Source organism: Sodalis sp. dw_96, from assembly GCF_018449575.1.
Taxonomy (GTDB): Bacteria; Pseudomonadota; Gammaproteobacteria; order Enterobacterales; family Enterobacteriaceae; genus Acerihabitans.
The window spans coordinates 166,254-191,992 of record NZ_JAAVUT010000007.1; the positions used below are offsets into that span (position 1 = coordinate 166,254).

Here is a 25,739-nt window from a genome sequence, read left to right on the forward strand (position 1 = left end):
TAAAATCAAGCAGAATTTGTTGGCGTTTAGAGCAATCTCGTCTTGCTGTTTAACAATGCATTAACTGAGACATAAACTGGCGAGGAGTGCGAATGACCATCACCTGATTACTTGCAATTGTTTGATGTGTTGAAAACATTAAACTCTAGTGGCTATTCCTCTTGAATAGCCTCCTCGCAGCGGCTTTTATTCGCCCCATGGTCGCACAATAATTTAATCATGGACTTATCGGAGCGGGACAAAGCAAGGGAAAGCGCGGTAGTGTCGTTTGGCCCGCTGTAGTTAACATTGGCACCTCTTTCAAGCAGGTATTTGGCCATCTCAACATGCCGGCAGTCCACAGCACGCATTAATGCCGTCCATTGCTTGCCATCCAATACGTTTATATCAGTATGATAAGATAAAAGTTGATTAAGAGCCTGTACATTTCCGCTGCCGGCTGCAAGGATCACTGGCGCTAAACCACCTTTACCTGGTGCCTGCATATTAACGCCCGCCATCATAATCAAGGCCCTGAGAACCTCTTCGCTCGCGCCATTATTTATAGCGATAGTGAGCGCTGTGTTGCCTTCATCGTTTTCAACATTAGGCTGTAGGTCTCTCTTTTTTGAAAGATTTATAATCAGCCCGGCATCGTTGTTGATAACAGCAAGCATTAAGGGGGTCAATGACTTTGCCCCGGCCTTATTCATATCGGCGCCAGCGTTGAGCAGAATGTCGATTGCGGTGGATGCATGAGCTCTGATGGCCAATGTCAATGCCGTATTGCCTTCCTTATCCCGGTCATTAAGTTGATGACCCTGCTGAATCAGTTGAGAAAGTTGCTGGGAATTATTCAATATGGCCGCCACCATTAATGCGCTTCGAAGAGACCCATCTAGGGAATTAATACTCGCCTTATTAGCAATAACGTTATTAAGAATATTAGTATTCAAGATAATTTTAGTCTCAGGAATTTCAGTGAATAAATCTATGACTCTAAGCGGGCATGCTATGCTGATATTGTAACTTCTTTTTTTACGGTTGAGATCGTACTGTTTTGAAAAAACGATATCATCATTTATGTTTAGCCTCCCCTGCTCTAATTCCCCCTCACTCTTAACGATTTCTTCTTTGATATTTTTAGGTAAAATAGCGGTAATCTGCACTAAAAAAGACACGGTGTTAGAAGCATTATTAATTTTTAATGGGAAGTCAGAATTAATCACTCCAAATTGATTATAAAACGAATTGGTTGGAGTATAATTTGAATTTAATTGAATATTATATTGAATCGAAGGCAGCATAATCTCTCCTGAAAAAAAAGATTGGATTTAAAAAAATAGTCTGACCGGTTAATTTAAACTCTATATTACCCAGAACAATACTGAAATAAAAATCATCATAGAAAAGCGTATCCGTTTATATTCAAACTCAATTAAAATGAGTTAAAATTGTGTCAATTATTTAAGTTTTATTTAACACACAAAAACTCCTTAACGTCGACACTTATTTATATGGAGCAGCAAAGAGGATACCGCTTTATTAAATATGAGGCATCCTCACAATAAAAAAGAATGTACCTCAGTCCGATTTTTTCAATCTGATCAATCATTACTTCCTGCGAATCAACTACCGGACTGAGTCTTACTTACTTTCTCTAATGAGCGAGGGGCGTTAAACACGCGGTTGCTGAGGCATAAATTGCCGTAGGGTATTAAAAATCATCATTGTGACGGCAGTCAGAATCGTCGGCAGCCAGATCCACCGCAGAGCAGGTTCGGTTACGATGGTATAGGTATAAACATTATCATCGTCCACTGGGAGAATGTCTTGATCTCTCGTAATATCGTACGGTGTCAAAGTTGGTAACAGCGCACCACTTGCCGATACATTATCTTTTAATACTGGCTCAGCTTCTGCTGGTGCTTTCGCGGGAATGGTGGTTGCTTCAATGTTTTTCATTGTTGTAAGCAACTCCGTTACCGGCGTTGAAGGTTCACGGGTCACTGAAATTTCCCCATTTTGTTTTAAGTTTTGCGATTGAACTGCTCCTTTAACGTCGATTTTGCTTTCAGAAACATGAGGAATTGATTGTTCATTTTTTAACAGCGGCGGTAACATCCCATCATTACCTCGTTTTATACGAATACCTTTGTATTGTTTTGCGTAGACAATATTATCATTGATTTTTAACTCACCTTGCTTGAGCTTCTTCTCATTTATTTTAATTTCTCTCTGTATTATTTTAGGAAAATAACCGGTACCAATCGCTGACCTAGATGCGATATCAATTGCATTTTTAACCTGTCTTGTTAGAGCGAAATTATTCAATTTATTTTTAAGCAATGGTGTGTAATTCGAGGTAGTATCTAAATGAAACGGTGCATTGGTATGAATCATGTCGAGCATATTTTTTCCTAAAAATGAATGGATAAAAGAGTGAATAGCCTTATAGACTGGGTTGAATCATACACAGGGCCTTGAAGCAATATACAAAAATCTTGGAAAAAATGAGTTCGCGTTTATTTTACTGAATGCAGATTAAATAATATAGTAAAAATATACACTAAATTCAAATCGCATTATAAAATTAAAAAATAATAAAAAAAGATTAGCATTTTATCTTACTTATTTTTTATTTGTTAAAAATATCTCTGGCTCCCTTCGCTTAGAAAAAGTAAAGTTTAACTGCATTCAATTACTAAGGAGCACAACATGCGTATTTCACCCCATAAAACTGAAGGGAAAATAATTGAAAAGGATTTATTAAGCAACTCAACAAGCTGGCAGGAATATCATGAAGCTAAACATTTGTTTCGCACATTAAAATCCGTAAGAATGCAGGAAAATACAGAATTAGAAAGACCGGTGGCGCCGGGAAAGGCCACTTACAAAAATCTTGCCACACGGCTGTTGCTTGCCACGAGTTACTCACCGATAGCATCAATGGCAGGTAATATTACCGCGCAAAGACATTATAGCCGTGACATTAGCTTCCAATCAATCGACGGAGGATTTTTCTCGGAAAATGGTGGTCCATTGGCTTACCAAGGCGCTGGTGCCGCCGCTTTACCCAATAAAACCGTTGATTCATTCCTACGCAATAGCGCAATAGCAGGCAAGAATAAGGCTCGACGAGTGGTTAGAAGCGCTGAAGAAAACGAATCCCCTTATCTCCCACCCACTGCTTCAGCCTTTAAAAGCTTGACCTCATACCTCATACATAACTCTTTGATAAAAAGAGAAAGTATAGAAACCCCCCTTGCTGTGATTAATGCTTTGAGAACTGCTTCGATAAATGATAAAGGTTTGGAAAAAATCGCTAAACATTTACTAAGATTTTCCGGTCTGTTTGGGAGTAAAAAGAATGAAAAACTCACTACTGCTCACCAACAAAAGATCCTGACAGCTTGGATTAGTTCATATATGTTTAACATGAGGACGGAAAGATTTTTGGTTGAAAAATTTATCGAATTATCTAAGAAAAAATTTCTCGAAAAAGATGTGTCGCTACGCAACTTTATTTTTTATCTTTCGCACATCGTGAAAGAAAAAATCATGGAAAGTCCTAATTTTATCCACGATACGAATTCAATTACAACCTATAATTTTATCATACACAGTGTTTTATACCCAATAATGCCGACGTTACTTTATGCACATATTGATGAATTAGTGGTAAAATATCCAACGGGTTCATTAGAATGGGGTTATTTACATGCTGGATTGAGTTTTGCCATGAGTATAAATCTGCTCCATTTCCAAATCCCAACAAAAGAACTTCCATCGCTAGGCATAATGCTAGAATCCATGCTTAGAGAGGGATTAGCGGATCTTTCTTTGGTCAGATTTTTTGTGATGCCTGCTATGCTTTATTATGTAAAAAAAAGATTAGATAAAGGCATGGACGTGAATATCGATGATATTATTGGGCAGAAAGGAGTAAGAGAGTCTGTATTTAAAGAATACTTTTCTGCCTGCGATGAATTTAACGCCATTAAAGATCCGATAATATATTTATCTCAAGCCCTGCAATCGTTTCATTCCCGATCAGCGATGGCGGAAAAGTTAATAAATATCAATTGCAAATTGCAGATCAAACCAAAGCTACCCTATTTTGACACCTATCAATATAATAATTACGAAGAAAAATGTTCAGATAATTCAAATAATACAACGGATAAATTTCAGCCACATCTCAATTTGGAAACATTATTTATAAAACAAAATACCGACATAGTCGACACCTTTTTAAATATTGATAGAGCTGTTATTTATGATTCTCTTACCGGCATCGATATAAACGAAGTTGATTTCCTGTCTCTGTCAAAAATCATATTGCTTAGGGTCGTTTTCGAACCTCGAGTTGCTCCTCAATCACCATTAGCTCATTTTAGCAAAGGGTATGATAATTTAGCCATCAAAGAAAATGTCAATGTATTTTTAGCAAAACAAGGTAATTCCAGCAGGGTTTATGCATTAATCAAAGAAAAAGGGGAATATCGTTTTAATCGCATTGACGATCATTTGTCACTCTATTTTCAACTTATGAAATATTTTAGGCCTACTTTTGAGGAACAAGGTAATATCAAATTAAAATTGTTTGATGCTAGGGTAAAACCTCTGAAGGAGGTCAATGACTCGCTTACCATGTTAGCAAATAGCGTGGCCCAAATACATCGCGACAAATTACTTAATCACCTCAATGCCCGCGATGATGCAAACACAGTGGATGAGACGGCTAGTGAACTTTTCTCATCCTTTATACCTTTTTATAATTGTAACCCCCAGGTACATTGGACAAAAGATGGCAACCCTCAAACGACCTGTTACCTTAACATTGCGGGGCTGTCTCCCATTGCTGCCAAGGGGTCCAACAAGATCAATCCGGTCTCGATAAATAAGAATAATACAGTGAAAGCATCTGATGAGGTGGCAAGCGGTTTAGCCGCCAGGGAATCTCTTAGGGCAGCAATAGAAAACGGTACACTCACCCTGCACAGATTTGCGGTTTTGCCAGCTGGGGTTATCAATTCTCTGGCTATGAGTAAATTAAGCATTGAATTTTTTCGCGTATTTGATCCGGGACTGGAAATAATCGGTCATTTAAGCGGTTCAATTTTAAAACAGGTTACCGATAGTATAACCATAGTTAGACGGGTTCATCCCATACTGGACAATATTCTGGAGGAGTTGAAAGGAAAAAACATCAAGCCCCATTTCAACCCGCCTGCCCATTATATAATGGCGCACCTGCCTGCCTTGGGATTGGAGATACCTGTGGTTAAACTTGGCGGCGATACCCTCCACGGTAAAGAAATCTATCTACGAATAAATCCCGAAAATAATGACATATTCAGCCGAAAATATTTGATGGACGCGGATAAAACACTGATTCCTATTCCCATTCCGCAAGGGAAAGGACTGCGAAACTTACGTCCTCAAGGCCTGGGGGGAGCAGGAGAAAGAGTGATGTTAGAAAACTGGTTTTTGCACAAGCGCGACATTTTCTGGAAAAAAGATTATTCCGATCTTGAAATTGTACTGCCGACCGATTATGACCATTGTAAAATCGAACACTCAAATAACTCATATGATGCAACGGTTAAAAACCTTGAACAACCCGAGACGACTGAGAAATATTTGCCACCGCAATTTTCCATCGGCCCACGCGACGAGCGAGTTAGTGAAAAAAAAATCTGTCCCGAATATGGCATTTCATCACCTAGTGAAGCAATAGATCTTGATGAATATGCTAAAGCCTATGCAAAGTTAAACAATAGGCAGAAAGAAGTGATACACAGGTGGACCTTGACGGATAGTGATGTAGGATTAAACTGGAAACTAATGGTAGGGGAAACATTAAATCCCGAAGAACAGGAAATTTACGATAGCCTATTGAAATTATCCCAAGCCGATTTTTCTCGACAGCGTGGGAGTTATTTTCATACCGCTGAATACGAAAATAGTCATTGCGCGTGGTTTTGTAATATCCGTGAGGGGGATATTGTTACCAATTATCCGCAGTTTATGATTACGACAGCTTACAACAACTTCGCTCGAAGTTGCGTAAAGCAGGCTACAGAAAATTCTAAACGCAAGAGACCTTATAGCTCTATTACCTACCGTATTGATAATGCGAATAAATGCACTCCGATTTTACCTCTGAACTTCAGTGACGTGAAATCTCCTACAGATTATTTCTATCCTCCTCAATCTTATTTCCTCGTTAAAGGTGTCAATGGGGCTTCAGAAGAAATAGAAACCACTTTCCGAAAGTGGAGCGTGGGCGTTGTATTGGAGGAGTTGACAGAAATACCTTATAGCGCCAAAAATCTATTTACAGGTGATACCTATATATATAATTCATCCAGGAGATACTATACGTATAATAATTTATATATTTTAGAATAGAAAATGCACGCAGCTCAAAGTGTATGGATCCTCAGGAGGCTAATACATACGGGTTCACTTCGTTTTTTATAGGATCGCGATAAATATTTTCATTCATGTTAAAAACACGCCTTGATCAAAAAACTATTATTGTGACGATAATTTCGATTATTCTTCCAAATACAAAACTCATGGGAGGAATAAAATGTAAATTGATTTTTTCATGACCTATTCAATATTCATTGAAGATAGCTCTGGCTCCTCCAGCTAAAAAAAAGTAATGTGAAATACCTTCTTTATGGAGAAAATTTAAATGTTAATTTTTTATCAAAAAAATCATGAAAGTGAAATAGAAAAAGAATTATTATCCAACTCGGCCAATATGCAGGAATATTATGATGCAAAACATCTGTTTCATAATTTAAAATCTATTCGGAGTCATGATGTTTACGAAATAAAAAAACCGGTGACTAGGAAAAAGCTTTCATTTAAAAGAAATTTCGTCTTGCGACTTCTGTTTGCTTCGGCTCATTCTCCGATGTTCTCTTTTGCCAGTAATCTTACTGAATACAATAAAATAGATGTAAATATTAGATCACAACTCAACTCTGACCCATTTTTTTCCGGTGCGGATACCGCATTGGTTTACCATGACGCCTATGCCGCCACTTTGGCCGCCGCAACGAGTAAAGTTTCTACGCCCGATGGTAGTTCAGCAGAAAAAATTCATCGCCGACGCGTAGCCAGAAGCGCTGAAGTAAAGGAATCAATTTATCTACCACCTGCAACTTCAGCTTTTGATGAACTCATTTCTTTGCTTATTCATGAATCTTTGATCCAAGAAGAGGAACTTGAATGCCAATTTTCAGTGATTAGAGCTTTAGAAAATTTATTAAAACACAATGATGGCCTGAAGACTGTCGCTAGAAATCTATTGAAATCTTCCGGTTTCTTCGGTGCTAAAGAGAATGAAGAGCTATCGGAAGGCCACCAAAAGAAGATCCTGATAGCGTGGATAAAATCGTACATTTTTAAAGACAAGGTGGAAATTTTTTTAGTTAATGAATTTATTAAAATGTATAAAAACAGACCCGATGGCAAATTTTTAACGTCAAAAAGCTTTGCTGATCATATTTTTAAAAGTGTGATGCAATTATTAAAAAATCCTTCAAATAATCATGGAGAAGACCATCAAGCGCATCCTGCAAAATTTATTACAGATAATCTTTTATTTCCGATCATGCCTACCTTTTACCACTCCAGCACCAGCGAGATAGCAATATCATACCCAGTGGGTTCAATTGAATGGGGGTTTATGCACGTTGGGTTGGGCCTTGCCATGAGTGCCGAACTCGACCTGAAGCCAGTGCCAGAAAATGAAATTTTATCTTTAGGTATAATTTTGGAAACCATGTTAAAAGAGGGATTAATTGATCTTTCACTTATTAAGCTATTTATAATTCCTGCAATGTTTCATCACGTTAAAGATAGTCTTGAAAATAACATTATTATTCAAGCAGAAGATATTTTCGGCCCGAATGGTATAAAGCAGAGTATCCTTGAAGATTTTTTTTCTGACTGCAATAAATACCATTCTATGAATGACCCGATAATGTGTTTATCACAGGGATTGGCCGACTTGCATTCCTGGACTAGCATAGAAGAAGCGTTAAGTCTCATAAGCCAAGATATAAAATTTGAGCTGGAATTGCCTCATTTACATTATCAGTCTATTTACTACAAATATTGTTTTTATAGTTCAACGTTTCCTTATGTCATGAATTATAAAAAAAATAGAGACTGGCAAATGCCCGACCCAAACTCGGTATTTTTAAAGCAAAATGCCGACATCTCTAACGCTTTTGCAAACATAGATAAAAAAGTCATTTACGATGTTTTTTTTGGTATCAGTAAGGAAGAGGCTGATTTTCTCAAAGCATCTAAAGTCACACTAAGCAGGGTGAGCTTAGAGAACCTTCCCCCCCCAAAAAACACTGTGCTTGATGCAACGTTGTATCAAATTAATGATTTAGCTATCAGAGAAAATGTCGATGTATTCTCTGCGGAAAAAAATAACGACGTAAGGATTTATGCGTTAATCAAAGAAAGAGGCGAATATCGTATTAAACGAGTTAATGAACATATCACCACATATTTTGAATATTTGAAATATTTTAGGCCGGAATTTGACACGGATAGTATTAAACTGAAATTTTGCAGTGATGATAATAAAATTTTGAAGGATGCCTATGCCTCGTTAAAAGTTTTAGCGGATAAGTTAAGTCATATACACCGTGATAAAATGCTCAATCATCTGAACGCATACATATATGCCGACACACAGGATGATAATCACAAGTCATTTTTATCGTCTAGAATTCCTTTTTATCATTGTAACCTGCATGAGCAGATTGCTAATGAAGACAAAAATATGACGGAGTGTGGTCTAGACGTTGCGGCACTGTCTTCTATCGCGGGCAAATCCGAGGCCGAGGCGTCGATAAAGCCCGACAATGGATTACCAGCTGCCACCGGTAAGATTGTAAGTGGTTTTGCCGTCAGGCAATCCCTGGTGTTGGCGATGAAAAACGGTGCATCCTCTCCGTCTAGAATTGCGGATCTGCCGGCATCGCCGGTACTCAATTTTATAGCCTTGAATAGATTGGCGCTGGAGTATTTACGTGTATTTGATCCGGATCTTGAGATTACCAGCCAACCCATGGGGGCTATATTAGAAGAGATTAAAGAAGGGGCTGCTATAGCGAGCCAGTCACAGCCCTCATTGAATAATCTTCTGGGGACGTTGATAGCAAAAAAAAACGATCCCTTTGTTCCTTTACGATATGAAATAGCGTATTTACCGCCATATGGATTAAAGGTGCCGGTGGTCAAACTGGGGGGAGATAGATTTCTCGAAAAAGAAATTTATCTGCGGATAAACCCTGAGAATAATGACATTTTCAGCCGCAAGTATACTCTGACCGCAGACAAAAACCTTGTACCTGTTCCCATGCCCCAAGGGAAAGAGCTACATAATTTTAGACCTAAAGTTCTTTTTGGCATGGGTGTAAGACCGTAAAACAACCAAGGGTAGGCCGAACAAAGCGGTTTGTCTGGCGCTAATTTCCTTGAGCAGTTTAAAAACGCCTGCTCCAGGGCAGACTCAGCAGCACGGCACGAAATGCATCATTAGAGAGGTAGTGAATGCCGTCAGCAGCCCATCCTGCCTTAGACGCCTTACGCTGGAGACAGCCGGTATTATTGTCGCAGGCAGTGTGAATACCCTTACATTCTCAACAGAAGATTTAGCGTTGATTTGGATGTTTAGTTGAGTGGTTGACATAACGTTCGGCGTTATCCGTGAGGGCTTATTTGTCTGAGTAGCTTAACGTCGATGCTCAAAGTAATCAGGCTGTCAATAACATTTTTGCCAGCGCCATTGTTGATTGCTAATGTTAACGCGGTATTTTCATCATCGTTTTTACTATCAGGTTCTACGCCCTTTGTTGCCAGCTTGTTAGTAAGTTTAGCATCATTATTGATCACTGCCAGCATTAACGGCGTCAAGGCTTTATTTCCGGCAAGATTAACATTGGCGCCGACGTTAAGCAGGACTTCAGTGATGGCGTTTTCTCGGGCTATAATGGCCAAGACCAATGCCGTATTGCCTTCTCTATCCATATAATCAAGTTCAGCGCTTTTTTCCAGAGATTTAAAACTTGCCTGCATCCATTGCCCAAAAGAACTGCCACCATTAATGCCGACCGGTTATCTTTCTCTTATGTATTGAGATGTCGATAAATGGATAAGCAGGCTGAAATACTGTTTATTGGTATTCCGATAATTATTTATAACGTGCTAACGAATCTATTGAAGAAGGGATATTTAGTCATAGATTTATGCTTAACCTTATTTCAAGAGTTCGTCGGTGAAATTGAGCGGCGGGACATAATCCTTTTAAGGGACTGGTATACCGTATCCACGTCTCCGAGAAAACGTGACGAAAAGAGCGTTGACAAACCGCCCGCCTTCGATGAGGCGACATCACCTGCTGTCTCAGCATATCTACCGTAATTGTTTTCGTTTGTCGTGTAATCAGACATATCCATTTTATTTGACAGTGGATTATCTGTGCTCTCCGTAGTGATAATCTCATTATCTAAAGCGATGAAAGTGGTAACAATATTATTGCTCTTGTTATCAACCCCAGGGCGTGTCCCAGCAGAAGCATTTTCCATTTTATCTTCGGTCTCAAGCATAGTAACAGAAGCATTTTCCGTGTTTTTAGAAGCATGGCTTCCAATAGAAGTAGTATTTAACAAACGATTCCTATCAATCACCGGCGCATCACCCTTTAGTGTTAAGGCAGGCCGATGGTCCCCCTTTATATCTTTAAACGCGGCAGCGGCATTTGAGAGCATATGTATTATCTTTTGATCATTCTTATGCAATGCAATTCTTAGTGCCGTATCGTTGTATGCATTGGCATAATTGACATTAGCGCCTTTGCCAAGTAAATACTCAACCATTGAAACATTACCGCAATTCACTGCATGCATCAGCACTGTCCAGCCCATGTTGTCTATCATATCCAAATTAACTTTTCTTCGAATATAAAATTCCATAATATCTTTTTTTTCTTGAAAAGTTGCTATCATAAAGGGTGTATGGCCGTTCTTATCCTTAATATTGTCATCAGTCGCGCCATAACGAAGAATAACTGATATCATCCAATGCGTGTCATACTTTATTGCCAAGTGCAAAGCCGTTTCTCCGGCATGGTTTCGAGGCTGCTCTTGTGCACCATCCAGCAGAAGCTTGAAAAAGGGTCTAGGATCTTTTCCGAGCACGGTAACCATCAAGGGGGTATAGCCTGCCGTGCCCGCTAAATCCAAAGTGGCGTTTTGCTCTCGTAATTGCTCCATTATCTTCAATTTTTCATTGTATAGCGCCGGGTCCTTCAGCATAAAGAGGCTTTTTACCAGCCACATCAGCGCCGTATTACCCTCTATGTCCTGAAAGTTCACATGGACGCCTCTTTGTATCATGTATTTGATAGACGCGGTGCCTTTATTGGTGGCCACAGCCTGCATCAGCGGGGTCAATCGGTCCTTGTTATACGCAGTGTAGTTGCCCGTTTTTTCTTCCGCGATCTTAAGGATATTACTATCCAATACCACATTGCATCGTGGCAGTCGGCCTTTTCTAGATTCACTTCGCAGGCATCCGAGTCTCGCTTGCCGGCCTAAACGTTTTTCAAAAACATTTTCATCAAAATAGGTTTCACGTTTATTTATTTTTAAACTCGTTAACCATCTTTTTTCACCTTTACTTTTACTCATGTCTGGTTTTGTACCATAAAATTGTCCAGCTTCCCGAATCAACGGTAAAACTTTATTAGATGTCATGTTTAGCCATTCACTATAATTATAATGGTATTGATTATGGACAATTGGCATAAGCTCAAAAGAATTACCTGTCCAAGGTTGAGTGTATGATTGCAATGTTGTGTTCATATATTTATCCTAATAAAAAAATGTCCGTGCTGAACATAGGCCATCCGTTTGGGTTGTTTATCTCGACCAATGACATAATATCGCTAGATAATACCAATGCCACATCAACCCTTACAAGGGGGATATCGGGGAAGCGACGCGCCTGAAAGCTTCATATAATTCCTTCATCTTATTTATAATCCATTGCGGTATAAAATGTGCTGATACACCAGAATTTGATGAATTTGACTCAGTTTCGTTGTCGCCGCTGAGATTAAGTTCCGGGGTGGGATTAACAGCAATAAAGTCAACTTTAATATCCGTAATATTTGTTGAACTGTCAGTAGAGTTCATATTATTGCCATTGGCCACTGCCACCCCAGCCGGGATATTTGAAATCTCATTTTCTTTAAGCGCTGACTTTAACCAGCTGTTCATCTTTACATCAGCAGTTACCACACCTGCTTTCATAAGCACTAAAGTCATCTTTTTATCTTTTTTGGCGAACGCAATAGTCAGTGCGCTTTTATTACGTGAATTCGTGAAATTGACTTTAGCGCCATATTTAAGTAGGTCATTTACTACCTCTTCATTGCGACAATTCACGGCATGCATCAGCGCTGTCCAACCCTTTGCGTCCGCTTCGTCAATACTGATGCCTTTATTGAAGAAGTTGCTCATAATATCCAACTTACCACGAAAAGCCGCTATCATAAATGGCGTATGACCATTGTTGTCTTTCAAATCCATTTTGCGATAAAACATACTTAGTTGCTCAATGATAATGCAAGATGCATTATATTTTATTGCCAGATGCAATGCTGTTTCCCCGTAATTATTTGTTAATTCGACCTTTGCACCTATATTAAATAATTTTTTAAAGGATTTTTCATCATTTCCCATTGCGGCGATCATGAGCGGCGTGAACCCTTCTCTGTCTGCTAAATCTACATCGGCGTTCTGTTTTATTAAACAATCTAGAATTTTTAATTTGTTTTCAATTCTTGCTGCATTTGCAAGGCGAAAAAGACTTTTCACCACCCACATCAGCGCCGTATTGTCTAATTCATCCTGTAGATCAATCTTAGCGCCTTTCTTTAGCAAGGCGCTGATATCCTCGACGTTGCCACCATCCACGGCTACTCGCATTAGGGGGGTAAGACCATCCTCATTCCTATCGTTAATATTATTTCGGGTTACTGTTTTGGGGTCCATATATTCGATGTCTACTGCAATCGTGCTCTCCGGCAATCTTTCCCTCCTTTCAACATGGCGCAAACACCCTAGCCGCGCTTGATATCTAAAGTTATTTTTCCCCTTTTTTTTGGTGTTGAATATAGGATTCTCGTTTTTCATTGTACTGTTTTCTCCGCTTTTTTTATTAGTACTCGTGCTTTCAGGATAATCGATTTCGAATTTTTTCTCTGTCTCATTGATCATCGGTAGAATACTGTTAGAGAGCATACTAATTTGGGTAGCATAATTATTAGTATTATTTCTAATTGGTATAAAACTTATAGAATGCGGAAAAAGATTTAAACCTGGCTGTGCGTATGGCTGTAATGTCATGTTCATTTCAAAATCTTCCTAATTGGTAGAGGTATTGCAGGAGGTGGATATGGCCGTCGCTAAAAAACATAGCTTGAATTCGAATTTAAGTATATAAAAAATCATCATAAATAAAGGCTACGTTTACTTTAAAAATGGCAGCTAATTTTTGAGAGCATATCTAATATTTTTACCTTTTTTTTGTTTAAACAAATCGTCAACTTTTATAGATTTTAAATTATTTCAAATCAGGTAATTGACATAAGGGAACTTTTATAAGCTTATTTTTATAATAAGCATAATTAATGATGTTCTCCAGTAGAAAAAAATAAATTATTCACTTAGTGGCAAACGCTTGGCAAATAAATGTCTGAAACTCAGGTAGGCCCCATTTATTAGAACTGAAATACAGATGGGAATCAGCGTAGAGAGACTGCTTCCTTTGGATGCGACAGTATCGTTCATGTTATGCCGATCTTTAACATCGGGTATTTTAATCCAGGTAACGTTATTGAGATTTATTTTTGTAATATCCTCTTGGCCCGCTATGGACTCGGCAAACTGACAATTTTTTTTACACACCTCTAGAGAGTACATTCCTTTGTCTCCCGGGGTCTTAGCGGTGGTTTTAGATAGCAGCAGAGATAAAATATGTTCTTTTCCTTGGTCCCTAGACATCATAAACACATCTTTATTGCAACAGTTTTTAATGTGGGCGTTGGCACCTTTTCCCAGCAAATAATCAACTGTATGTTCATCATCGCAATTCACAGCATGCATCAGCGCCGTCCAGCCATGCGTATCTTGTTCATTGATATTTGCATGATTTTTAAGGATGGTATCCATAGTCTTATTCAGGCCGCGAAATGACGCAATCATAAAAGGCCCATGGCCCTTGTTATCTTTAATATTCATTAGACGAGAAAGGGCAACGAGAAGGTTTAATATTATTGGGTCACTATCATCTTTTAGCGCCAAATGCAATGCTGTCTCTCCGGCATTATTAAATTTTTTAAAATCCTCCGCCTTTCTATAAGATCGGTTAAACGCTTTCGAATTATTTACCGCGACGGCATACATCATAGGCGTAAACCCTGCCGTACCTGCCAAAGTCATATCAGTCCCGTTGTTATACAAATAATCCATTACCTTTATTTTGAGATTGATTTGATCATCATTTTGTAATTGGTAAAAGCTCTTTATTAACCATATTATTGCCGTATTGCCCTGCTTATCTTGTGTATCGATCTTAGCACCTTTATGGATCATGTCCCTAATGGTAGCGAAATCACTGTCAGTCGTACTTTTTCCCGCCGCCTCCATTAAAGGCGTAATCCCATTATTATCCTTTAAATCGAGGGAACCATTATTTTTTAGTGCATGATCCAATATGCCGCTATCCAACTCAATAATTGTATTTGGGAGGCTGTTCTTATTTGCTGTATTTTTCAAACAGCCAACCTGTTTTTGCTCACTATAAATTTTATCATCAAATTTAATTACTGATGAAGAATCACGTTTATGGATCTGTGATTGTTTGACCCATTGTTTCTCGCTTTTCTCTCTATTCGATTTGTTTTCAAATCTTGCCTCGCTTTGATTAATGGCTCGCAAAACTCTTTTCGACAATGTATTTAATTCCTCTCTGCTATTATTAAAAGGATATTCATTGGATATAAACATCATTGGCCGTTCGAAACTATTCAATTCAGACTGGACAGGGCTTTGCATAGTTAAATTCATATATCCTCTTAAAATACATTTTAGTATTGACAAAAAAGTGTATTGATCTTGGAAAACATATACCGATCGCAGAAAATAGTATATAAAAATTGGGCTAAAAAAAGTTATGTTTAGTTGGCGGAAATATTGGTGAAGTGTTTAAGGAGAATTAAAGATGCGCTTTAATGGATTTTATGACTAAGCAAATAATAAAAAACCGCACCTAAATCAGTTGGTTTCCAACTTTTGGGGTGCGGCTCTGATCAATTAAAGTATAAAAATTTTCTCTTGCCCCGCAGGGCAACCCGCTATACCGCGGTTTGGAAAATCACCTCATCCGCTTTATCGGTATAGGCTGTCAGCTTATCAAAGTTCAGATATCGGTAGGTATCCGCCGCGGTCTTATCCACCATGGATATGGCCTGCAGGTACTCTTCCGGCGTCGGCAGGCGTCCCAGCAGCGAGGTCACCGCCGCCAGTTCCGCCGAGACCAGATAGACATCCGCGCCGTCCCCCAGGCGGTTGGGGAAGTTGCGGGTGGAGGTGGAGACCACCGTCGCACCGGCGGCTACCCGCGCCTGGTTGCCCATGCACAGCGAGCAGCCGGGGATTTCAATGCGGGCGCCGCTCTTGCCGAATACGCTGTAGTAACCCTCCTCGGTGAGCTGCGCCGCATCCATTTTGGTTGGAGGCGCCACCCACAGCCGGGTCGGCAGCACGCCTTTATGCTGATCCAGCAGTTTGCCCGCCGCACGGAAGTGGCCGATATTGGTCATGCAGGAACCGATAAACACTTCGTCGATTTTACTGCCGGCTACTTCGGATAACAGGCGCGCATCATCCGGATCGTTTGGTGCGCAAACAATGGGCTGGGTAATGGCGGCGAGATCGATTTCAATTACCGCGGCATACTCCGCATCGGCATCGGCCACCAGCAGATGGGGATCCGCCAGCCAGCTTTCCATACCCTTGATACGGCGCTCCAAGGTGCGGCGATCGCCGTAACCTTCAGTTATCATCCACTTCAGCAGCACAATATTGGAACTGAGGTATTCGATAATCGGCGCCTGATCGAGTTTTATGGTACAGCCCGCCGCGGAACGTTCCGCCGAGGCGTCCGCCAATTCAAAGGCCTGTTCCACTTTCAGTTCCGGCAAGCCTTCGATTTCCAGGATTCGGCCGGAGAAAATATTCTTTTTGCCTTTTTTCTCCACCGTCAGCAAGCCTTGCTGAATAGCGTAATAAGGGATGGAATGCACCAGATCCCGCAGGGTGATGCCCGGCTGCATTTTGCCTTTAAAACGCACCAGCACCGATTCGGGCATATCCAGCGGCATGACGCCGGTGGCGGCGGCAAACGCCACCAGGCCGGAACCGGCCGGGAACGAAATCCCGATGGGAAAGCGGGTATGGGAATCGCCGCCGGTGCCGACGGTATCCGGCAGCAGCATACGGTTCAGCCAAGAGTGGATAATACCGTCGCCCGGACGCAGCGAGACGCCGCCGCGGTTCATGATAAAGTCCGGCAGGGAGTGATGGGTCTGCACGTCCACCGGCTTCGGATAGGCGGCGGTATGGCAAAAGGACTGCATCACCAGATCGGCGGAGAAGCCCAGGCAGGCCAAATCCTTCAGCTCATCGCGGGTCATCGGGCCGGTGGTATCCTGTGAACCTACCGAGGTCATCTTGGGTTCGCAATATTGTCCGGGACGGATGCCGTCCACACCGCAGGCGCGGCCGACCATTTTTTGCGCCAGGGTAAAACCCTTGGCGCTGGCGATAACTTCACGGGCATGGCGGAAGATTTCGCTGGCGGGCAACCCTAAGGATTCCCGTGCGCGGGAGGTCAACCCCCGTCCGATAATCAACGGGATACGGCCGCCGGCCCGCACTTCATCCACCAGCACTTGGGTATTAAGGGAAAAACCGGCCAGCAGCCGGTCGGTATCGTGTTGACGGATTTCACCCTTGAAAGGGTAGACATCAATGACGTCGCCCATGTTCAGTTCGGAGACGTCCACTTCAATGGGCAGCGCGCCGGAATCTTCCATGGTGTTGAAGAAAATCGGCGCAATCTTGCTGCCCAGCACCACGCCGCCGCCGCGCTTGTTGGGCACGTGGGGAATATCGTCACCCATATACCACAATACCGAATTGGTGGCGGATTTGCGTGACGAACCCGTACCCACCACGTCGCCGACGTAAGCCAGGGGGAAGCCTTTTTGCTTCAGGGTTTCTATTAACTTAAGCGGACCCGCCACCCCCGGTAGATCGGGCACAATCCCATCGCGGGCATTCTTCAGCATGGCCACGGCGTGGAGCGGAATATCCGGACGGGACCAGGCATCGGGCGCCGGCGACAGGTCGTCGGTATTGGTTTCGCCGGTAACCTTGAACACCGTGACGGTGATTTTTTCCGCCAGCGGCGGCCGGGACAGGAACCATTCGGCATCGGACCAAGAGTGCATGACTTCAAGGGCGTGGGGATTGCCGGCCTTGGCCTTGGCCTCAACGTCGTAAAAGCTGTCGAACATCAGCAGCATGGTTTTGAGACCCTTGGCGGCGATTGGCGCCAGCGCCTTATCATCCAAAGCGTCCACCAGAGGCTGGATATTGTAGCCTCCCTGCATGGTGCCCAGCAGCTCGACGGCTTTCTCAGCGCTGATAAGGGGGGAGACGGCCTCGCCCTTGGCAATGGCCGCCAGGAAACCGGCCTTGACATAGGCCGCTTCATCGACACCGGGGGGAACACGGTTAGTGATAAGATCCAGAATGAAATCTTCTTCGCCGGCGGGCGGATTTTTCAATAATTCAAGCAGCGCCACCATTTGTACTGCATCGAGAGGCTTTGGAACAATCCCCTGGGCGGCACGCTCGGCAACGTGCTTACGATATTCTTCTAACACGACGTTCTCCTCGCTTTAATTGTCATTGCTCGTTGTTCAAAACTGATAACACCTGGTTTGCAACGCATCGTCGTGGGCGCCGCCATTGGAAAAGAACTGTTTTACCCGTCATCTTTCAAGTTGCGTCTTGAGAGCTATTGGGTATATGCCCCGGTGTCGGAACGTCAGTTTATCAGGATTGATTTGCATTGTTAATTTGTTTACATCTAAGTAACATTATTTTTTTCGCTGAAACGTTAAGGCGTTAACGATCCGCATGTTTATAGGGAAAACGGCTTTAGCCGGATTTAACTTAACACCCTTTACCGGTGAGCAGCCATAGCGAAGCGGCGAATTTTGGCGGGAGATTGTAAGGAAAAAAAAGTATCACCTGACGATAACGTCAGGTGATAGGGAGAGCGGGGACTATTTCTTTTTCTTGGCTTTGGCGTTGGGCAGATCGGTGATGCTGCCTTCGTAGACTTCCGCCGCCAGGCCGACCGACTCATGCAGGGTCGGATGGGCATGAATGGTCAGGGCGATATCTTCCGCGTCACAGCCCATTTCAATGGCCAGACCGATTTCACCCAGCAGTTCGCCGCCGTTGACGCCCACTACCGCGCCGCCGATAACCCGATGGGTTTCTTTATCAAAGATAAGCTTGGTCATGCCGTCCTGGCAATCGGATGCGATGGCGCGACCGGAGGCCGCCCAAGGGAAAGTAGAGACCTCATAGCTGATGCCTTTTTCCTTGGCTTCTTTTTCGGTCACGCCCACCCAGGCTACTTCCGGCTCGGTGTAGGCGATGGAGGGGATCACCTTGGGATCGAAGTAGTGTTTCTTGCCGGCGATCACTTCCGCCGCCACGTGGCCTTCGTGGGTGCCTTTGTGTGCCAGCATCGGCTGCCCGACGATATCGCCGATGGCATAAATGTGCGGCACATTGGTGCGCAGTTGCTTGTCCACCCGGATAAATCCGCGATCGTCCACTTCCACGCCGGCTTTGCCCGCATCCAGCAGCTTGCCGTTGGGCACACGGCCGATAGCCACCAGCACCGCATCATAACGCTGCGGTCCGGCCGGGGCCTTTTTGCCTTCCATGGAGACGTAGATACCGTCTTCACGGGCTTCCACGGTGGTGACCTTGGTTTCCAGCATCAGGGTGAACTGCTTGCTGATCCGCTTGGTGTAAATCTTGACCACGTCTTTATCGGCCACCGGAATGACCTGGTCGAACATTTCAACCACGTCGATCTTGGAACCCAGGGCATAATAGACGGTGGCCATCTCCAGGCCGATAATACCGCCGCCCATGACCAGCAAACGTTCCGGTACAGTGCGCAGCGCCAGCGCGTCCGTTGAATCCCAGACCCTGGGGTCGTCATGGGGGATAAAGGGCAACTGGATCGGACGTGAGCCCGCGGCAATGATCGCATTATCGAAATTGATGGTGGTGGTACCTTTCTCGCCTTCCACCTGCAGGGTATTGGCGCCGGTGAATTTACCCACCCCTTGCACCACCGTGACTTTGCGGGCCTTGGCCATGCCGGTCAGGCCGCCGGTCAGCTGGTTGACGACCCGTTCTTTCCAGGTACGCACTTTATCGATATCGGTTTTCGGTTCGCCAAAGGTGATGCCGTTATCGCTTAATGCTTTTGCTTCTTCGATAACCTTGGCGACATGCAATAACGCTTTGGAAGGAATACAGCCCACATTAAGGCATACGCCGCCCAAGGTGGCATAACGTTCCACCAGTACGGTTTCCAAACCTAAATCGGCGCAACGGAAGGCGGCGGAATATCCTCCCGGACCGGCCCCAAGTACCACTACCTGGGTTTTGATTTCAGTACTCATCATGACCTCTTATTTGTTTATCCGGCGGGTAAGTCGCTCATTTTCATGGGAATCAGAGACATAACGTACTGTCGCCACCGGGACGCCTCCATCGAAGCCAGTTTACAGAAATGTTAATAATCTGCAAAGCCTGTTCGAACGGGGCGAAACCTGTTTGCCCTGGCGTGGCAGCGCATCCCTCCTCGCCGGAGTCACATCAAACAATTCGGCCGGCCCGCCGGGCCGGCCACGGGTTTACATCACCAAACGACGAATATCGGACATCACGTTATTGAGGAAGCTGATAAAACGAGCACCCGCCGCCCCGTCGATGACACGATGATCATAGGACAGGGAGAGCGGCAACATCAGGCGCGGCGCAAACTCTTTGCCATTCCAGACCGGTTTGAACGCCGACTTGGAGACGCCGAGAATAGCCACTTCCGGTGCGTTGACAATGGGCGTGAAGGACGTGCCGCCGATACCACCGAGGCTGGAAATGGTGAAACATCCCCCCTGCATATCGGATGAGGTCAACTTGCCGTCGCGGGCTTTTTTGGAAATGGCCGCCAGTTCGCGGGACAGCTCAAAAATGCCTTTTTTGTTCACGTCGCGGAACACCGGCACCACCAGGCCGTTGGGGGTATCCACCGCCACGCCGATGTTGATGTATTTCTTCAGCGTCAGGGTCTGGGCATCCTCGGACAGGGAGCTGTTGAAACGCGGCATCTCTTCCAGGGCCTTGGCCACCGCCTTCATGATAAACACCAGGGGGGTGATTTTGACATCCAGCTTTTTCTTCTCGGCTTCCGTATTCTGCTCTTTGCGGAACGCCTCGACTTCGGTGATATCCGCTTCATCGAACTGAGTCACATGGGGGATCATGACCCAGTTGCGATGCAGGTTGGCGCCGGAAATTTTCTGGATCCGGCCCAGTTCCACCTCTTCGGTATCGCCGAACTTGCTGAAGTCCACCTTCGGCCAGGGCAGCAAGCCCGGCAAGGAACCGCCGGTGCCGGCCGCCGGCGCTGCTTCCGCACGCTTGACCGCCTCTTTGACATAGGTCTGGATGTCTTCCCGCAGGATACGGCCTTTACGCCCGGTACCCTTCACCTTGGTCAGATCAACGCCGAACTCCCGCGCCAGACGGCGGATAACCGGGGTGGCATGGACATAAGCGTCATTTTCGGTAAATTCGCTTTTTGCACCGGCGCCGGTGGTGGTGGCGGCGTTTTTATTGGCCGTCGATGCCGGAGCCGGCGCGGCGGCGGCGGCGGTTTCAGTTTTCCCGGCAGCCGGGGCCGACGAGGCCGGCGCGGCGCCCTGCCCGGCAACCTCAAACACCATGATGAGCGAGCCGGTGCTGACTTTATCGCCGGTGGCGACCTTGATCTCTTTCACCGTACCGGCAAAAGGCGCCGGGACTTCCATCGAGGCCTTGTCCCCTTCCACCGTGATCAGGGATTGCTCCGCTGTGACGGTATCGCCTACTTTTACCATGACTTCGGTGACTTCCACTTCATCGCCGCCGATATCCGGTACGTTAACCTCTTTGCTGCCGCCCGATTGCGCCGGTGCGGCTTCAGCGGCGGGTTTGCTTTGCGCCGGGGCCACGGCGTCTTCACCACCCTCGCCCGCCACGTCAAACACCATAATCAGCGAGCCGGTGCTGACCTTATCGCCGGTGGCGACCTTGATCTCTTTCACCGTGCCGGCAAAGGGCGCCGGGACTTCCATCGAGGCTTTGTCCCCTTCCACCGTGATCAGGGATTGCTCCGCCGTGACGGTGTCGCCTACTTTTACCATGACTTCGGTGACTTCTACTTCGTCACCGCCGATATCGGGGATGTTAACCTCTTTGCTGCCGCCCGCCTTGACCGGCGCCGATTTAGGCTCCGCCTGCCCGGCATCGTTTTGCTGTCCGGACGCGGCCGGTTTGGCATCGCTTTGCCCTTCGGCCTTGGCCGGAGCTTTTTCGTCCGTCGCCGCGGCGTCGTCAAAGATCATGATAAGCGAACCGGTGGTGACTTTATCCCCCACGGCCACTTTCAGTTCCTTGATCACGCCCGCCTGGGGCGAAGGAACTTCCATCGAGGCTTTGTCCCCTTCGACGGTAATCAGGGATTGTTCAGCGCTGACGCTGTCGCCGGCCTTGACCAGCACTTCTGTCACTTCCACTTCATCGGTACCGATATCCGGCACGTTAATTTCAATAGCCATTACGTTATCTACCTCTTATGCCAAGCGCGGGTTGACTTTATCGGCATCGATGCCGAACTTGGCGATGGCTTGCGCCACCACGCCGGTATCAATATCGCCGCGTTTGGCCAGTTCACCCAGAGCGGCAACCACCACATAAGACGCATCCACCTCAAAATGGTGGCGCAGATTTTCACGACTGTCGGAACGACCGAATCCGTCGGTGCCCAATACCCGGAATTCGCTGGCCGGGATGAAGTTGCGGATTTGTTCGGCAAACAGTTTCATATAATCGGTGGAAGCCACCGCCGGCGCGTCGTTCAGCACCTGGGCAACATAAGGCACCCGCGGTTTTTCCGCCGGATGCAGCATGTTCCAACGCTCGCAATCCTGTCCGTCGCGCGCCAGTTCGGTAAAGGAGGTGACGCTGTAGACATCGGAACCGACGCCGTAATCCTTGGCCAAAATAGCCGCTGCTTCCCGTACATGGCGCAATATGGCCCCTGAGCCCAGCAGTTGTACCTTGCCTTTGCCGCCTTCAAGGGTTTCCAGCTTATAGATGCCCTTGCGGATACCCTCTTCCGCCCCTTGCGGCATGGCCGGCATGTGGTAGTTCTCGTTCAGCGTGGTCAGGTAATAATAGACATTTTCCTGATGTTCGCCGTACATGCGGGTCAAGCCGTCATGCATGATCACCGCCACTTCATAGGCGTAGGCGGGATCGTAAGAGATGCAGTTAGGGATGGTCAGCGACTGGATGTGGCTGTGCCCGTCTTCATGCTGCAAACCTTCGCCGTTCAGGGTAGTGCGCCCGGAGGTCCCGCCGATAAGGAAACCACGCGCCTGCTGATCCCCCGCCGCCCAGCACAAATCGCCGATGCGTTGGAAACCGAACATCGAATAATAGATGTAGAAGGGGATCATCGGCAGGTCATTGGAGCTGTAGGACGTTGCCGCCGCCAGCCAGGAAGAGGCCGCGCCCAGTTCATTGATGCCTTCCTGCAGAATTTGTCCCTTCTCATCTTCGCGATAGTACGCCACCTGCTCACGGTCCTGCGGCGTGTACTGCTGACCGTTCGGGCTGTAAATACCGATTTGCCGGAACAGGCCTTCCATCCCGAAGGTCCTAGCTTCATCGGCGATGATGGGCACCAGGCGGTCTTTAATGGACGGGTTTTTCAGCATCACGTTCAACACCCGCACAAAGGCGATGGTGGTGGAGATTTCTTTCTTCTGTTCTTCCAGCAGCGCGCCGAAATCTTCCAGGGACGGCAATTCCAGCGGCTTGGTGAAATTCTTCAGGCGGGTGGGCAAATAACCGTTCAGCGCCTCGCGGCGTCCGTGGAGATATTTAAACTCCTCGGAGCCTTCCTTGAAGGTGATGTACGGCAGTTTTTCCACCTGGTCATCTGGAACGATGTCGGACAGGTTGAACCGATCGCGGAAATAGCGCACGCCGTCCATGTTCATCTTCTTGACCTGATGGGCGATGTTCATACCTTCCGCCGTCTCGCCCATGCCGTAACCCTTGATGGTGTGGGCCAGAATCACCACCGGTTTGCCGGTGGTCTTCTGCGCTTTTTGCAGCGCGGCGAAGACTTTCCTCGGGTCGTGGCCGCCGCGGTTCAGCGCCCAGACCTCGTCGTCGCTCATATCTTTCACCAGCGCGGCGGTTTCCGGATATTTACCGAAGAAATGCTCACGCACATAAGCGCCGTTTTTTGATTTAAAGGTTTGGTAGTCGCCGTCGACGGTTTCATTCATCAATTGAATCAGTTTGCCGGTGGTGTCTTTACGCAGCAGTTCGTCCCAGCGGGTGCCCCAGATAACCTTGATCACTTCCCAACCGGCGCCGCCGAATATGCCTTCCAGCTCGTTGATGATTTTGCCGTTGCCGGTAACCGGGCCGTCCAGGCGCTGCAGGTTGCAGTTGATGATAAAGACCAGGTTATCCAGTTTTTCACGGGTGGCGATGGTAATCGCCCCCTTGGATTCCGGCTCATCCATCTCGCCGTCGCCAAGGAAGGCGTAAACGGTCTGCGCCGTGGTGTCTTTCAGTCCGCGATGATTCAAGTATTTCAGGAACTTGGCCTGATAGATGGCGCTCACCGGCCCCAGCCCCATGGACACGGTGGGGAACTGCCAGAACTCGGGCAGCAGTTTCGGATGAGGATAGGAAGGCAAACCTTTACCGTGCACTTCCTGCCGGAAATTATTCATCTGATCTTCGGTCAGGCGGCCTTCAAGAAAGGCGCGGGCGTAGATGCCCGGGGAGATGTGGCCCTGGAAATAGACCAGATCGCCGCCGTCCTTGTCGTTGCGGGCACGGAAAAAATGATTGAAGCACACTTCGTAAATAGTGGCGGAGGATTGGAACGACGCCATATGGCCGCCCAGATCCAGATCTTTCTTGGAGGCGTGCAGTACCGCCATTACCGCGTTCCAACGTATGGCCGAACGAATGCGGCGTTCAAGTTCCAAATTACCGGGGTACTCAGGCTGATCTTCTACCGGGATGGTATTGATATAATTACGGCCTGAAGCACCAGCAGCGATACTGACGCCACCTTTACGAGCCCCGTCCAGTACTTGATCAATCAAGTACTGGGCGCGCTCAATACCCTCTTCACGGATAACCGATTCGATCGCCTGTAGCCAGTCGCGTGTTTCGATCGGATCCACGTCATTGTATAAACGTTCTGACATGGTGGTGTTCCTTATCTATCGCTAATAATTGGTTTAATTGGAGCCTGTCTTCCTGTATTCACCCGGCCTTAGGGCGGTAAACACACGAAGACAGGCCCATTGCCTTATACCCGTCTTACTTCAAGTTGCAGGTGCGTTGGCTTTCCTGAAACTCTAATTATTTAGGGTATAGTTGCCGCATTCAGATCCCGTTGCCGGGCTCTTAGTCCTTGCGTTGCTGGAGACGGCGCAGCGATCGTTCGCGCCGGCTGTGTTCTCGACTGAGATCCAGCAAAATGTCCTCAATAAACGCCAGATGACGATGTGAAGCCTCGCGGGCTTTTTCCGGCTCGCGTGCCACAATTGCCGCAAAGATCCCGGCGCGGTGGCTGCTCACTTGCGCCAGCATTTCGCGGCGTGAGTAGAGCAATTCAAAATTCTGTCGTACGTTTTTTTCCAGCATCGGCCCCATGCAGCGCACCAAATGTAATAAAACCGCATTATGTGCGGCTTCGGTGACAGCAATTTGATATTGCAGGACGGCATCGGCTTCGGCGTCGAGATCGCCGCTTTCCTGAGCCTGCTGGATAATCTGGTGACAATCGCGGATACGTTCCAAATCTTCTTCGGTACCGCGCAATGCGGCATAATAAGCGGCAATACCCTCAAGGGCATGGCGGGTTTCCAATAGGTCGTATTGCGATTCAGGATGGTCGGCAAGCAGTTCAGCCAGGGGATCGCTGAAACTCTGCCAAAGGTTACTTTGGACGAATGTTCCCCCACCCTGGCGTCGCAACAGCAATCCTTTCGCTTCCAAACGCTGGATTGCTTCTCTCAGGGAAGGCCGGGAAACGTCAAATTGTTTTGCCAACTCACGCTCGGGAGGCAGCTTTTCACCGGGACGCAGCGTTCCTTCCAGTATGAGATACTCTAACTGCTGCTCTATAACATCCGATAACTTTGCCTGGCGAATTTTACTGTAAGCCATTTATCTTCA

Annotated in this window: 13 protein-coding genes; 2 read left to right on the top strand and 11 right to left on the bottom strand. The window is 45.8% G+C overall.

Features of this window, described 5'->3' with window-relative positions:
* Positions 1-152: 152 nt before the first annotated feature.
* Together HB631_RS13070 and HB631_RS13075 are read right to left on the bottom strand one after the other, a co-directional pair.
* Positions 153-1,286, bottom strand: coding sequence for an ankyrin repeat domain-containing protein (locus tag HB631_RS13070; RefSeq protein ID WP_213991593.1), 1,134 nt, complete (start codon positions 1,284-1,286; stop codon positions 153-155).
* Between the two features lie 370 nt (positions 1,287-1,656).
* The gene (locus HB631_RS13075) at positions 1,657-2,391 is read right to left on the bottom strand and encodes a hypothetical protein (protein WP_213991594.1); all 735 of its coding nucleotides are present in this window, start codon (positions 2,389-2,391) and stop codon (positions 1,657-1,659) included.
* A gap of 306 nt (positions 2,392-2,697) precedes the next feature.
* Here HB631_RS13075 and HB631_RS13080 point away from each other — a divergent pair, with 306 nt between their 5' ends.
* Both HB631_RS13080 and HB631_RS13085 read left to right on the top strand, forming a co-directional pair.
* Positions 2,698-6,396, top strand: coding sequence for a hypothetical protein (locus HB631_RS13080; RefSeq protein ID WP_213991595.1), 3,699 nt, complete (start codon positions 2,698-2,700; stop codon positions 6,394-6,396).
* Between the two features lie 292 nt (positions 6,397-6,688).
* Positions 6,689-9,454 (top strand): hypothetical protein, encoded by a 2,766-nt coding sequence (locus HB631_RS13085; protein ID WP_213991596.1) that lies wholly within the window; start codon positions 6,689-6,691, stop codon positions 9,452-9,454.
* A 275-nt stretch (positions 9,455-9,729) separates the two neighbouring features.
* Here the strand turns inward: HB631_RS13085 and HB631_RS13090 are convergent, their stop codons facing one another.
* From HB631_RS13090 to pdhR, 9 genes are all read right to left on the bottom strand, one after another.
* A complete protein-coding gene (locus HB631_RS13090; RefSeq protein WP_213991597.1) occupies positions 9,730-10,104 on the bottom strand; it encodes an ankyrin repeat domain-containing protein in 375 nt (124 codons plus the stop codon).
* Between the two features lie 185 nt (positions 10,105-10,289).
* Positions 10,290-11,891: an ankyrin repeat domain-containing protein gene (locus HB631_RS13095; RefSeq protein WP_213991598.1), complete on the bottom strand. Its 1,602-nt coding sequence runs from the start codon at positions 11,889-11,891 to the stop codon at positions 10,290-10,292.
* Between the two features lie 111 nt (positions 11,892-12,002).
* Positions 12,003-13,445 carry an ankyrin repeat domain-containing protein gene (locus tag HB631_RS13100; protein WP_213991599.1) on the bottom strand — a complete coding sequence of 481 codons (1,443 nt, stop codon included), beginning with the start codon at positions 13,443-13,445 and terminating at the stop codon, positions 12,003-12,005.
* Positions 13,446-13,751: 306 nt separating this feature from the next.
* Complete coding sequence (locus HB631_RS13105) at positions 13,752-15,161, bottom strand: ankyrin repeat domain-containing protein (RefSeq protein WP_213991600.1); 1,410 nt, start codon at positions 15,159-15,161, stop codon at positions 13,752-13,754.
* Positions 15,162-15,448: 287 nt separating this feature from the next.
* Complete coding sequence (acnB, locus tag HB631_RS13110) at positions 15,449-18,046, bottom strand: bifunctional aconitate hydratase 2/2-methylisocitrate dehydratase (protein ID WP_213991601.1); 2,598 nt, start codon at positions 18,044-18,046, stop codon at positions 15,449-15,451.
* 405 nt (positions 18,047-18,451) lie between these two features.
* Positions 18,452-19,879: a dihydrolipoyl dehydrogenase gene (lpdA, locus tag HB631_RS13115; RefSeq protein ID WP_213991670.1), complete on the bottom strand. Its 1,428-nt coding sequence runs from the start codon at positions 19,877-19,879 to the stop codon at positions 18,452-18,454.
* A 234-nt stretch (positions 19,880-20,113) separates the two neighbouring features.
* On the bottom strand, positions 20,114-22,078 hold the full coding sequence (gene aceF / locus HB631_RS13120) for a pyruvate dehydrogenase complex dihydrolipoyllysine-residue acetyltransferase (protein ID WP_213991602.1): 1,965 nt from the start codon (positions 22,076-22,078) through the stop codon (positions 20,114-20,116).
* Between the two features lie 15 nt (positions 22,079-22,093).
* Positions 22,094-24,763, bottom strand: coding sequence for a pyruvate dehydrogenase (acetyl-transferring), homodimeric type (aceE, locus tag HB631_RS13125; RefSeq protein ID WP_213991603.1), 2,670 nt, complete (start codon positions 24,761-24,763; stop codon positions 22,094-22,096).
* A 202-nt stretch (positions 24,764-24,965) separates the two neighbouring features.
* Positions 24,966-25,730 (bottom strand): pyruvate dehydrogenase complex transcriptional repressor PdhR, encoded by a 765-nt coding sequence (gene pdhR, locus HB631_RS13130; RefSeq protein WP_213991604.1) that lies wholly within the window; start codon positions 25,728-25,730, stop codon positions 24,966-24,968.
* Between the last annotated feature and the right edge of the window lie 9 nt (positions 25,731-25,739).